This is a genomic window from Collinsella sp. CLA-ER-H7 (assembly GCF_040092345.1).
Classification (GTDB): Bacteria; Actinomycetota; Coriobacteriia; order Coriobacteriales; family Coriobacteriaceae; genus Collinsella.
Genome location: NZ_JBBNLT010000014.1, coordinates 23,030 through 35,780 on the forward strand (window position 1 = coordinate 23,030; position 12,751 = coordinate 35,780).

At 59.3% G+C, this 12,751-nt stretch carries 13 protein-coding genes and 1 tRNA gene; 8 read left to right on the forward strand and 6 right to left on the reverse strand.

Annotated elements, in window-relative coordinates; translation table 11 throughout:
• The first annotated feature begins 143 nt into the window (after positions 1-143).
• The 8 genes from AAAX75_RS08555 to AAAX75_RS08590 all read left to right on the forward strand — a co-directional run bounded on the left by AAAX75_RS08555 (position 144) and on the right by AAAX75_RS08590 (position 9,783).
• On the forward strand, positions 144-932 hold the full coding sequence (locus AAAX75_RS08555) for a hypothetical protein (RefSeq protein WP_195568935.1): 789 nt from the start codon (positions 144-146) through the stop codon (positions 930-932).
• 160 nt (positions 933-1,092) lie between these two features.
• Positions 1,093-2,073, forward strand: coding sequence for an ABC transporter substrate-binding protein (locus AAAX75_RS08560; protein WP_349091884.1), 981 nt, complete (start codon positions 1,093-1,095; stop codon positions 2,071-2,073).
• Positions 2,074-2,276: 203 nt separating this feature from the next.
• Complete coding sequence (locus AAAX75_RS08565; protein WP_055309412.1) at positions 2,277-3,200, forward strand: ABC transporter permease; 924 nt, start codon at positions 2,277-2,279, stop codon at positions 3,198-3,200.
• A complete protein-coding gene (locus tag AAAX75_RS08570; RefSeq protein WP_055250279.1) occupies positions 3,193-3,987 on the forward strand; it encodes an ATP-binding cassette domain-containing protein in 795 nt (264 codons plus the stop codon). Before AAAX75_RS08565 ends, AAAX75_RS08570 begins: the two co-directional genes overlap by 8 nt.
• 158 nt (positions 3,988-4,145) lie before the next feature.
• Positions 4,146-6,170 (forward strand): 5'-nucleotidase C-terminal domain-containing protein, encoded by a 2,025-nt coding sequence (locus AAAX75_RS08575; protein ID WP_349091885.1) that lies wholly within the window; start codon positions 4,146-4,148, stop codon positions 6,168-6,170.
• 128 nt (positions 6,171-6,298) lie between these two features.
• Positions 6,299-7,066, forward strand: coding sequence for a mechanosensitive ion channel domain-containing protein (locus AAAX75_RS08580; protein WP_349091886.1), 768 nt, complete (start codon positions 6,299-6,301; stop codon positions 7,064-7,066).
• 93 nt (positions 7,067-7,159) lie between these two features.
• Positions 7,160-9,076 carry a BMP family ABC transporter substrate-binding protein gene (locus AAAX75_RS08585; protein ID WP_349091888.1) on the forward strand — a complete coding sequence of 639 codons (1,917 nt, stop codon included), beginning with the start codon at positions 7,160-7,162 and terminating at the stop codon, positions 9,074-9,076.
• Positions 9,073-9,783, forward strand: coding sequence for a metallophosphoesterase (locus AAAX75_RS08590; RefSeq protein WP_349091889.1), 711 nt, complete (start codon positions 9,073-9,075; stop codon positions 9,781-9,783). Before AAAX75_RS08585 ends, AAAX75_RS08590 begins: the two co-directional genes overlap by 4 nt.
• Positions 9,784-9,908: 125 nt before the next feature.
• Here AAAX75_RS08590 and rplA read toward each other — a convergent pair whose 3' ends face one another.
• From rplA to rpmG, 6 genes are all read right to left on the reverse strand, one after another.
• A complete protein-coding gene (gene rplA / locus AAAX75_RS08595) occupies positions 9,909-10,616 on the reverse strand; it encodes a 50S ribosomal protein L1 (protein WP_022093892.1) in 708 nt (235 codons plus the stop codon).
• Positions 10,617-10,733: 117 nt separating this feature from the next.
• On the reverse strand, positions 10,734-11,162 hold the full coding sequence (gene rplK / locus AAAX75_RS08600; protein WP_022093893.1) for a 50S ribosomal protein L11: 429 nt from the start codon (positions 11,160-11,162) through the stop codon (positions 10,734-10,736).
• A 120-nt stretch (positions 11,163-11,282) separates the two neighbouring features.
• Positions 11,283-11,819 (reverse strand): transcription termination/antitermination protein NusG, encoded by a 537-nt coding sequence (gene nusG, locus AAAX75_RS08605; protein ID WP_349091890.1) that lies wholly within the window; start codon positions 11,817-11,819, stop codon positions 11,283-11,285.
• Between the two features lie 3 nt (positions 11,820-11,822).
• Positions 11,823-12,161, reverse strand: coding sequence for a preprotein translocase subunit SecE (secE, locus tag AAAX75_RS08610; RefSeq protein ID WP_055285218.1), 339 nt, complete (start codon positions 12,159-12,161; stop codon positions 11,823-11,825).
• A 76-nt stretch (positions 12,162-12,237) separates the two neighbouring features.
• Positions 12,238-12,313 (reverse strand) — tRNA-Trp (locus tag AAAX75_RS08615).
• A gap of 13 nt (positions 12,314-12,326) precedes the next feature.
• Positions 12,327-12,476: a 50S ribosomal protein L33 gene (gene rpmG / locus AAAX75_RS08620; RefSeq protein ID WP_022093895.1), complete on the reverse strand. Its 150-nt coding sequence runs from the start codon at positions 12,474-12,476 to the stop codon at positions 12,327-12,329.
• Between the last annotated feature and the right edge of the window lie 275 nt (positions 12,477-12,751).

Genomic DNA, 12,751 nt, shown 5'->3' on the forward strand with positions numbered 1-12,751 from the left:
GGTCAGTTGAGCAGGGCTGTTGAAAACTCGACCCGCCGTTTGCCGACGACTACCGACCGCCCAGAGCGCCCTGCGCCCCTGGGAAAGCCCCACGTCCTAGGCTCCATACCGTCGCCACCCAAAACGGAAAGGACGTGGGCACGATGACCGAAGCCGCTGTTGAAACCTACGACACCACGACGAGGGGCGCCGCCTCGATGGCAGCCTATCGCGCCGTTCGCATCCTGCAGCTCTTGAGCGAAAACACCGGCGAAGACAAGGCCATACTTTCCGATGAGCTGATCCGGCGCCTCTCCCATCCCGACGACCCCGCCCGCATGCCCATCTCGGCGGCGCGGCGCAGCATCTACACCGCCATCTCCGCGCTTCGCCATGCCGGATACGAAATTGAGTACAAACGCGGCGTGGGCTACAAACTTCTTACCCGCCCGCTCACCGATGAAGAGATCATCCGGCTCCACGGTATGGTCATGCGCAACCGCTCCACGCCTATCGCTATCCGCAAGAGCATGGCGCAGCACTTAGTTGCCATGGCGAGTGCCGACGTTCGCGGCTACCTCGATACACCCGAACCCGTTCCGAGCGCAGGCAGCAAGGCTACCAAGGCAACACGCACGCCCATCAAGCGCATCGACACGTGCGAGCTCGTCGAGCAGGCCATCGACCATGGAACCACGGTGAGTTTTGATATTTCGAGCGTCACGGCACGTGGCGAAACCGAAGTAGCACGGATGACACTCCGCCCCTTTGCCATCAGGCAGCGCGATGGCATCTCGTATTTGCTGGGAACGGTCTATGACGCCCGAGGTGCCGATGACACGCTGCGCACCGTAGAGATTGGCCGCATGAGAAACGTCACCACACGTCTCCTCGACGGCAAGAAGCTCTTCGCCGCCCTCGACGAGGAGGACGACGCCTCCTCCGCCGCATAAGACCCTCCGCCGCCCATTCGACTACCCGTACCGCCCATCCGATTCTGTATTAAAAAACCCGCCAGGCTGTTGTAAAAATGGACATCAGCGCTACTATAGTTCCACTTGCACTTTGTCCCAGTGCAGTGTTTCCAGCCATTTTTATACTGGGGGTAATGATATGAAGGACATCACCATCAGTCGCAGGAGCCTTCTGGTCTCCGCCGGCCTGCTCGCGCTCGCCCCGCTCGCCGGATGCGGCGGCAACTCTGGTTCCGGCTCTGCTGCCGCCGGTTCCGACTACACCATCGGCGTTCTGCAACTCACCGAGCATTCCGCACTCGATGCCGCCAACGACGGCTTCGTCAAGGCCATCAAGGAGAGCGGCCTTAAGGTCAAGATCGACCAGAAGAACGCCCAGAACGACCAGTCCACGTGTAAGTCCATTGCCGACAAGTTTGTGGGCGACAACGTCAACCTGATTTATGCCATCGCCACGCCCGCCGCGCAGGCTGCCGCCGGCGCCACGGCCGATATCCCCATCGTGGGCTGCGCCATCACCGACTACGCCGCCTCCGGCCTGGTCCAGGACAACGACAAGCCCGGCACCAACGTCACGGGCGCTTCCGACCTCACCCCGGTCGCCGAGCAGCTCGAGATGATGCAGAAGGTCCTGCCCGACATTAAAAAGGTCGGCCTACTCTACTGCACCGCCGAGTCCAACTCCGACGTCCAGATCAAGGCCGCCAAGAAGGAGCTCGACAAGCTGGGGCTCGAGTACACCGATTTCACCGTCTCGAGCTCCAACGAGATTCAGTCCGTCGTCGAGTCTGCCGTGGGCAAGGTCGACGCGCTGTACTCCCCCACCGACAACACCATCGCCGCGGGTGCCTCGCAGGTCGGCCAGATCTGCAAGGAAAACAAGCTTCCCTTCGTGACTGGCGAGGAGGGTATGTGCATGGCCGGCGGCCTGTTCACCCTCTCCATCAACTATGAGGACCTGGGCTACGCCGCGGGCGAGATGGCCGTTAAGATCCTGAAGGGCGAGGCCAAGCCCAAGGATATGCCGATCAAGCACCTCTCGAGCAAGGACCTGGTCGTCGTCAAGAACGACGAAATGGCCGAGGCCCTGGGCATCGACCTTTCCGCCCTGGACGCGTAATGCCATACGCGGCATGCGTCTAGAGCCCGTGCTCGCGCTTTAGCCGCGTTATTCAATATCTGAGCCACAGGGGCGGGCGCTGTAGACCGGCGTCCGCCCTGCTTGTTTCAGGTAAAACAAAACGTCTGTCCGTAACTCTTCTATGCATTGTTACCGCTATTATGGTGAATCACGTGTCCACCCTATCCTAGGAGGTATGAAGCATGCTCATTGCATTGCAGGGCGCCGTTTCGCAGGGCGTCCTCTGGGGCATTATGGTGCTTGGCGTGTTTATCACGTTCCGCCTGCTCGACATTCCCGATATGACCTGCGACGGCAGCTTTGCCCTCGGCGGCTGCGTCTGCGCTGTGCTCATCGTCAATAACAACGTCGACCCGCTGTTCGCCGTGCTGGCCGGTATGTGCGCCGGCGCCATCGCGGGCGCCGTCACGGGCATTTTGACCACCGTCTTTGAGATTCCTGCGATCCTCGCCGGAATCCTCACCCAGATCAGCCTGTGGTCCATCAACCTGCGCATCATGGGCAAGTCCAATACGCCCATTCTTGCCAAGGGCACCGTGTTCTCCGCCGTCAGCAATATGACCGGTCTGCCGCAGTCCACCGTTGCCATCATCTTGGGCATCCTGCTCGCCGTGGCTATCGTTGCCATCCTGTATTGGTTCTTTGGCACCGAGATCGGCTCGGCGCTGCGAGCCACCGGCAACAACGAGTACATGATCCGCGCTCTGGGCGTCAACACCAACTCCACCAAGATGATCGCCCTCGTGCTCTCCAACGCCCTCATCGGCCTTTCGGGCGCGCTCATCTGCCAGAGCCAAAAGTATGCCGACATTGGTATGGGCACCGGTGCCATCGTTATCGGTCTTGCCGCCATTGTTATCGGCGAGGTGCTCGGCCGTCTGCTGCCCGGCGGCCTCACGCAGTTTAGCGTCCGTCTTGCCTCCGCCGTCTTTGGCTCCGTGGTGTACTTCCTTATCCGCGCCATCGTGCTGCAGTTGGGCATGGACGCCAACGACATGAAGCTGCTCTCCGCCGTGATTGTCGCTGTGGCCCTGTGCGTGCCCGTGGTTTGGGAGCGCTATAAGCTCCGCAGCTCCTACACGAAGGGGGATGAGGCAGATGCTTAAGCTCTCGCACGTCAAGAAGACCTTTAACAAGGGCACCGTCACCGAGAAGCGCGCGCTCACCGGCGTCGACCTCACCCTGAATGACGGCGACTTTGTAACCGTGATCGGCGGCAACGGCGCCGGCAAGTCCACGCTGCTCAACATGATCGCCGGCGTGTACCCGCTCGATTCGGGTGTTATTGAGCTCGACGGCACCGACATCTCGCGCCTGAGCGAGTCGCAGCGCGCCAAGTACCTGGGCCGCGTGTTTCAGGACCCCATGCGCGGTACCGCTGCCGACATGCAGATCGCCGAGAACCTGGCCCTCGCCAAGCGTCGCGGCCAGCGTCGCGGCCTTTCGTGGGGCGTCACCAAGGCCGAGAAAGATGAGTACGTCGAGCTGCTCAAGCGCCTGGACCTTGGTCTGGACACGCGTCTCAACGCCAAGGTCGGCCTGCTCTCGGGTGGCCAGCGCCAGGCACTCACCCTGCTGATGGCCACGCTCACCAGGCCGCGCCTGCTGCTGCTCGACGAGCACACCGCGGCCCTCGACCCCAAGACGGCCTCTAAGGTGCTTAACCTGACCGAGGAGATCGTCGACGAGAACCACCTGACCACGCTCATGGTCACGCACAACATGAACGACGCCATCCGTCTGGGCAACCGTCTGATCATGATGCACGAAGGCCACGTGATCTACGACGTGGCGGGCGATGAGAAGAAGTCGCTCACCGTAGCCGACCTGCTGCAGAAGTTCGAGGAGGTCTCGGGAGGCGAGCTCGCCAACGACCGCATGCTGCTGAGCTAAAACCTGCCAAAAAGGGACAGGTTTATTTTGGTAGGTTTTATCTGCGCAAACGTCAAAACCGCCGCAAAGGGACAGACGCCCTTGCGGCGGTTTTCGCATATTATGTCGATAATCCGATATTCAACCAGACATTCTGGCTAAGGACTAAGGAAACTGCCATGAAAAGACTCCCCCGCTTTGCGTTGGCCGCCGCGTTGTTTGCCGGCGCGCTCGCAGGCATCCCAAGCCTCGCTTTCGCGGGAAACCTGCCCGCCGCTATTGACGGCTCCGTGGCCGTCATGCACACCAACGATATCCACGGCAGCTACAAGTACAGCTACAACGCAAGCAAGGGCACCGGCACTGTGGGCTTTGATGGGCTGGCGGTTCTCTATAGCGCCCAAAACAGCGCCCCCGATCTTTTGCTCGATGCGGGCGACACCTTCCACGGGCAGTCCTTCGCCACCATGAGCGAGGGCAAGAGCATCGCCGAGCTCATGGACACCTTCTATGTAGACGGCTACGACGCGACCACGCCGGGCAACCACGACTGGAGCTACGGCGCGGACAAGCTCCGCACCATGACCGGCTACAGCACCACCGGCACGCCCTTCGCCATGCTCTGCGCGAACGCGAAGTCTACGAGCGGCGTATGGAGCTCGAGCATCACGAAGACGCTCGATCGCACCTGGGAGGATAGCGAGGATCACTCCACATTCGACTACAAAATCAAGGTCGGCGTCGTGGGTGCCATGGATGAGTCGCTGGGATCCTCGCTGCGCGCGGACCTGGTCGCGGGCACGTCGTTCTCGAGTGCCACGAACGCCATCAATGCCGAGGCAGAGCAGCTGCGCAAGGAGGGCTGCGATGTTGTTGTGTGTATCGCGCACACGCTCGACGCCAAGACCTTTGCCACGCGACTCCGTGGCGTCGATGCCCTTATCGCAGGCCACGAGCACATCAACCTTAACGAGAAGGTGACGGGAGCCGACGGCAAGACGATCCATGTTGTTGAGGCAGGCAGCGCCTTTGCCGAGGTGGGGCTGCTTTCCATTCCGTACAAGTACGACACGAATGGCACCGAGACGACCGACGATGACACGGTCACGGTCCCTGCAGACGGCAGCGACGAGAAGCTCTACACCGCCAAGAACGTCAACGACCTTTTGGCAGACCCCGACAAGGGCTCCGACTACCAAAGCCGCCTTGAGGCCGTCCGCAACAAGATCAAGCCGCTCGACGAGGCCTTTGAAAACGAATCGAACAAGGTACTCGGCACATCCACCACCAACTATTTCTACGGCGAGGACGCCGCAGGCACGCATGGTTGGGAAATGGTGCGCACCACCGATTTCCGCCCCAGCAAGGAGGGCGACACCACCAAGGCCCAGACCATCGGCCATGTGATTTGCGGCTCCTATCTTGCCCTGACGGGCGCGGACCTCGCTATCGAAAACGCTGGCGGCATCCGCGGCGGCATCGCGGCGGGCAACGTGACCGCCGGCAACGTCATCGCCATCTCGCCCTACGGCAACACCGTGGAGACCTGGACCATGACCGGCGCGGACTTCCTCGCAGCGCTCGAGCACTCGCTACAAATCAGCGACGATTGCAACGACAGCTACGAGCTTCAGCAGGCTTATGTGGCGGCCGGTCACACCGAGCAGGAGGCGCAAGACAAGTACAAGTGGCGCGATGACTCTGGCAGCGTTCTCTCCTTTGGCGGCATCAACGTGACGATTGATTGGACGCAGCCCGAAGGCAAGCGCATTGTGAGTGCCACACTCACCAAAGACGGCAGCACGCTCGACCCCGCCAAGACCTATACCGTCGCCACCAACAACTACATCATTACCAACACGACCGATTTTCCCACCTTTGCACACGCCACCAAGTACACCGAGTGGGGCACGTGCGAGGCGGCGCTGAGGGCACTGATCGGGCAGGACAGCTGGGAGAGCAAGATGGCCTCGCTCGCGGGCACCATCAGCTTTGGCTCCGCTGCCGTGGACCCCACGCCCACACCGGCCCCGACGCCTAAGCCCTCGCCTAAGACGGACACGACGGCCACGAAGGTCAGCACCAAGAAGACGACCGGTAAGCTTGCCACAACGGGAGACCGCACGCTGGCAGTAGTTGGCGCGTGCCTTATCGGCGGCATCATCGTCATCATGCTCGGCATTATCTGGAAGCGTCGACGCTAAACTACACCGCCGGGCCTTACAGCCCCGCCGCGTAAACCTTATATCGAGCACAGAAGCCCGTCCGAATTTGATCGGACGGGCTTCTTGGTGGGTATCATGGTTGGACGATCATGAGGAGGTTTCCCTATATGGAATTGTTTGAGCCAATTCTTCATTTCTTTGCACAACGATGGGTCCACAACATCATCTGGGCAGGTATCTTGGCCATCGGCACCGCCGTTGCCGCCAAGGTCGCGTCCAAGACCCTGCACCACCTGCTTAGCCGCGATGATAACCCACTCCCTTCATCAAGCATCTTCATCAATATCGCGCGCGCTATCATCTGGATGATCGGCGGCAGCTTTATCCTCGACAACTGCTTTGGCATTAACGCAAACGCCCTCGTCGCCGCTCTTGGCGTCGGCGGCATCGCCATCTCGTTGGGCTTTCAGGACACGCTGTCAAACCTTATCGGTGGCATGCAGGTGACCTTTATGGGCATCATCAAGCCCGGCGACAATATCGAGGTCGACGGCGTGTCGGGCGTGGTCCAGGACATCACCTGGCGCCACACGACCATCGAGGACGCCTCCGGGCAGACCATCATCGTTCCCAACTCAAATATCTCCAAGAACACGCTCGTGCATTTGATGCCCTTTGGGCGCGTGGCCGTCCCTGTCGCGGTCAAGGACACGTCCAAGTGGGCTTCACTGGACGCGCTGGCAGATGAGCTCACCGACGCCACCAAGGCCGCCGTGCTTCCCATCTCGGGCTTTGACAAGGAGCCCTACGTGCTCTTTAGCGAGATCGGCGACTTTGGCATCAAGGGCAAGATCATCTTTATCGTCAGTGACGACAGCACTACTTTCACGGCAGCCGACGCCTGCATCCGCGCCATCGCCCCCATCATCGCCTAAACCACCGCAAAGGGGACAGGCATCTTTGTAGTGGTTTTCATTCGTGGTACCATGGTTCATATCGTTGTTTAAACGACTAAGGGAGTAGACACCATGGAAGAGGCCTATCGTCAAGCACGTAAGCGCGGCGAGCAGGGACGCCGTCGCGCCATCAGCCAAAGCGAGCATCCATACCTTACGGACCTCGATAGCTTGGTTGCTCAGCTCCCCTTAGGTCAGCGAGAGAATGTCGGCCTGTGGGATATTCCGCTCGAAATGGTCGTCGGCACGGTCACCAAAGGCCGTCAGTCCGCCTTTTCGTGTAACTTTATGCCCCTGCTTCCGTTTAGCACCGAGTTTGCCCGCAAGTGGTCCAACCTCTACGACATCCAGGTAACCGAGGGCTATCGCGACCCCATCATCGTCACCGAGTTCATGCATCGGTTCTATGTCCAGGAAGGCAACAAACGCGTCAGTGTCCTCAAATTCCTAGACGCCCCGACGGTTTCGGCCAGGGTCACCCGTCTCTACCCCAGCACATGTGATTCCGTCGAAAGCCGCCTGTACGGCGAATTCTGCGCGTTTTGGCGCGTCTGCCCCCTATACGAGATCGACTTCTCGCGTGAGGGAAGCTACGAAACGCTCGCCAAGATGCTCGGTCAGAACGTTATCGAAAAATGGCCGCAGAAAAAGGTCGACTACCTGCGCCACACCTTCCTGCTCTTTAAGCGCGCCTACCTTCGCGCAGGCGGCGACCACCTGGACATTACGTCTGCCGACGCCATGCTCGTGTACCTCAATGTGTACAACCAGGACCGCCTGCTGGATACGCCGACGGATATCGTCGTAAACCGCCTGTGCAAGATTTGGCGCGAGCTGGTCATTGCCGGCAAAAATGACGAGGACAAGGTCGATCTTGTCGAAGCACCGAGCGTCGACGAGGAGGAAACGCCCGCCAAGTCCACCGCTGGCGTGCTCAACTTCTTTATGGGCAAGACCGTCTACTCGACGGCCAACCCCCTGCGCATCGCCTTTATCCATGAGTTCCCCTGTGCGACGTCGAGCTGGGACAGCCTGCACGACCAAGGGCGTCAGTATCTCGATGAGCACTTTGACGGTATCGTGCGCACCGAGGCGTTCGAGGACTGTCACGATCCGGATGTGTTCTACGCCGCCGTGGAAACAGCTGTCAAACATGGAGCAAACGTCATCTTCTCGACCTCGCACCGCCTGATGGAATACACGCTCAGGGCTGCCGTTGAGTATCCCCGGGTTCGGTTCCTCAACTGCTCTATCGGCCTTCCCCATCAAAGCGTCCGTTCGTACTTTGGCAAGATGTACGAGGCCAAGTTTCTCCTGGGCGCCCTTGCCGCCAGCATGGCGGACAACCACCGCATCGGCTACCACGCGTCGGTCTTCGCCTCGGGCGCACTCAGCGAGATCAACGCCTTTGCGATTGGCGCCTCGCTGCTCGACCCGCGCGCGCAGGTCATCCTCACCTGGGGCGATGTTCCCGCCGGTGGTCTTGCCGAAGCCATGTGCCGCGAAGGCGTAAGCGTCATGACCGGCGCTGACATGTCAAAGTCGCTCGAAGACCCCACGGCCTACGGGCTTCACCGCTTGGTCGACGGCAAAGTCACCGGCATCGCCATGCCCGTATGGAACTGGGGCCGTTACTACGAGCTCATCGTTCGCAGCCTTCTGCACGGCACGTGGGACGAGACCAGCGACGACAACCAAGTGCGTGCCGTCAACTACTGGTACGGCATGAGCTCCGGCGTTATCGACATCCGTTACGCTCCGGGCCTACCCTACCAGACGCGCAAACTCGTGCAGTTGCTCCGCAACGGCATTGTTGAGGGATCCATCAACCCCTTTGGCGGCGAGCTCCATAGCCAGAACGGCGTGGTACAGATCGAAGGCTTCCCTCCGCTGCCGAGCACGCAGATTGTCGAGATGGATTGGCTGGCGGACAACGTGGTAGGCACCATTCCGCAGCTCGACGATGAGCCGAAAGTCCCTGCCCTATGAAAATCCTTGCCATAGCCGATACCGAAGAACGATGCCTTTGGGAGTGCTTTCGCAAGGAACGCTTTGAGGGAGTCGACCTGATTTTGTCCGCCGGCGATCTGGACCCGGACTATCTTGAGTTTTTGGTCACGGTCATCAACAAACCGCTCATCTACGTGCGCGGCAATCACGATGACCGCTACGCACGTCATGCACCGGGCGGATGTATCTGCGTGGAAGACAGCGTGTACACGTACCGAGGGATTCGCATTGCAGGCCTTGGCGGGTCCATGCGTTATCGCGACGGCGCCAACATGTACACCGAACGCGAGATGTCCAAGCGCATGCGTAAGTTGTCGCGTAAGGTTAGGATGGTCGGCGGGTGCGACATTCTGCTTACCCATGCACCCGCCGCCGGTATGGGTGATCTGGACGATCTGCCGCATCGAGGGTTTGAGTGCTTTAACACGGCGCTTGAGTCCTGGGGGCCCGACTATATGGTGCATGGGCATGTACACCAAAGCTACGGTTACGATTTTCAGCGCGAGCGGCAGCATGTGTGTGGAACAACGATCATCAACGCCTGCGGCTATACACAGTTTGAGCTCGACCAGACGCGCTACCCCATCCGTGGCTGGCAGGCAGCCTGGCTCAATTCGCAAACCATGCGCCGCGAGCTCAAACGCCACGATGCCATCGAGTCCTCAACAGCCAGAACACCCTGGTAACCACCTCAAAGAGGACACAGTCCCCTTTGAGGTGGTTTTGACGCGATAGCAAGAAACCCGGTCCTGCGCAGGGCAGAACCGGGTTTCTTTAGCAATGCTTGCTTTGCTCAGGCAGTAACTAGCAGTTACTCAGCCAGGAAGTCACGCTGGACAGCGGGATCGACCTTGACGCCAGGGCCCATGGTGGAAGACACGGAGATGGACTTGACGTACTTGCCCTTAGCAGAAGAGGGCTTGACGCGCAGGATCTCGGTGTACAGGGCAGCGTAGTTCTCGACGAGCTGCTGCTCAGAGAAGGACTTCTTGCCCAGGGGCACGTGGCAAATGCCGTAGCGGTCGGCACGATACTCAACGCGGCCGGCCTTGAGCTCGGAGACCATCTTGGCGACGTCCATGGTCACGGTGCCGAGCTTAGGGTTCGGCATGAGGCCACGGGGACCAAGGATCTTACCGATGCGGCCAACCTTGGCCATCATGTTCGGCGTAGCGATAGCGGCGTCGAAGTTGATCTCGCCCTTCTGAATCTGGGCGACGAGCTCGTCGGAACCGATGATATCGGCGCCGGCAGCCTCGGCCTCGCGGGCCTTCTCGCCCTCGGCGAAGACGGCAACACGAACGGTCTTGCCGGTGCCGTGGGGCAGGGAGATGGAACCACGGATGTTCTGGTCAGCCTTACGAGTATCGATGCCCAGACGGAAGTGGGCCTCGACGGTCTCGTCGAACTTGGCGGTGTCGAGCTCCTTGATGAGCTTGGCAGCCTGAAGGGGGGTGTAGAGCGTGGCGCGGTCGATCTTCTCGGCAGCGGCGTTATAGCTCTTACCATGCTTAGCCATGTGCATTACCTCCTGTGGTTAAACGGGCGTGAGCCCTCCCACATCGTATCGTGTGCCCTATTGCACACATTTAACGGGCGCCCCGGTCGGAGCACCCGTCGTTACCATAAGAAATCGCTACTCAGCGATGGTGACGCCCATGGAACGGGCGGTACCGGCGATGATCTTCTTGGCGGCGTCAATGTCGTTGGCATTGAGGTCCGGCATCTTGATCTCGGCGATCTTGGTGAGCTGCTCCTGGGAGAGCTGACCAACCTTGTCGGCCTGGGGCTTAGCGGAACCAGACTTGAGGTTCAGCTCCTTCTTGATGAGGTGAGCCGCCGGCGGGGTCTTGGTGATGAAGGAGAAGGACTTATCCTCGTAGACAGAGATCTCAACGGGGATGATGTCGCCCTTCTTGTCCTGCGTCTCGGCGTTAAAGGCCTGGCAGAACTGCATGATGTTCACGCCAGCAGCACCCAGGGCGGGGCCGACGGGAGGAGCGGGGTTAGCTGCACCAGCAGGAATCTGGAGCTTAATGACGTTGGCAACCTTCTTCTCAGCCATGGTCATTCCTTTCGAATCACGAGTGTGAAGTACTTGCTATATCGTAAGCACGCACGTGTTAGAAGCACTCCTGAGATGAGCAGTCACAGAAGAAGCACGCTCGCGCGAACGGACGAAAACTTAAGCGATGACAGCGACCTGGTTAAAGTCAAGCTCGACCGGCGTCTCGCGGCCAAAGATCATCAGCGTGACCTTGAGCTTGCCAGCCTCGGTGTTAACCTCGGAGACCTTGCCATCAAAGTCGGTAAGCGGGCCATCGGTGACGCGGACGGACGTGCCGACCTGAATATCAACCGAGGTGCGCTTGGGCGAATCGCCCTTACCGGGACTACGAGTCATCTTATTGTACTCATCGCGGGAAAGCGGTGCGGGCTTACCGTTGCCGCCCAGGAAACCGGTGACGCCGGGCGTGTTGCGAACACACGTCCAAGCATCGTCATCCATCTCCATGCGGACCAGGACATAACCCGGGAAAATCTTGGAATCCTTGGTCTCGCGCTTGCCACCCTCTTTAATCTCGGTGACGCGCTCCATAGGAATCTCGATATCAAAGATACGGTCCTGCATGCCCATGGTCTCGATGCGATGCTCGAGATCGGACTTAACGCGGTTCTCGTATCCAGAGTAAGTGTGAACGACGTACCAACGCTTAGACATGGTTTAGCCCCTCAATCCAGAGAACAGAGCAAGAGCCTCGCCAAAGCCAGCATCGAGCAGAGCGATGACGACGCCGACGACGACCAGAGAAGCGCAGACGACGACCGAGTAGTTCACGAGCTCCTTCTTATCGGGCCACGTGACACGCTTCATCTCGGACTTGACCGAAGCGAAATACTTCTTGGTGCGGGCGAAGAAACCAGGCTTCTCGTTCTTCTTGGACTTCGCAGCCTTCTCGTTCTTCTTGGCAACGGCCTTCTTGGCCTCAACCTTGGAGTTGGCGGCAGCTTTGTTGGCAGGTGCCGGCTGCTGAGCCTTCTTCTTGTTCTTCTTGTTGGCCATTTGGGTTACCTCCGCGCAATGCGCTTATACATGAGTAAACCGTAAGCCCCCAAGTGGGAGCTTACGGAATAATGACTGGCACGCCAGGAAGGACTCGAACCCTCAACACTCGGTTTTGGAGACCGATGCTCTACCAATTGAACTACTGGCGTATGTGACTAGAGACTAGCGAGTCTCTTTGTGCAGCGTGTGGTGACGGCACCAGGGGCAATACTTCTTGATCTCCATACGATCAGGCATGGTCGACTTGTTCTTGGTGGTCGTATAGTTGCGGCGCTTGCACTCAGTGCACGCAAGAGTAACTAGAGTACGCATGTATCCTGAACCTTTCATTTCCGCCCCGTACGGGCACGAGTTGTTACTTTATCAGCTCCACGTAAGTGCTGTCAATGAAAACCTCGAGTCAATTGGTTCTCGGTGGATCCATTCATATTTGGAACACATCAATGAAGCCATCGAGAGCTAATCGACGGTGCATCCAGGACCATTATCGATCCTCTCGACACCAGCAACGGCTCAATATCCATTGCAGAAAAGAACCCGGCACCCATATAAGTGCCGGGTTCTCTAAGTCAGCTATATCAAAGAGC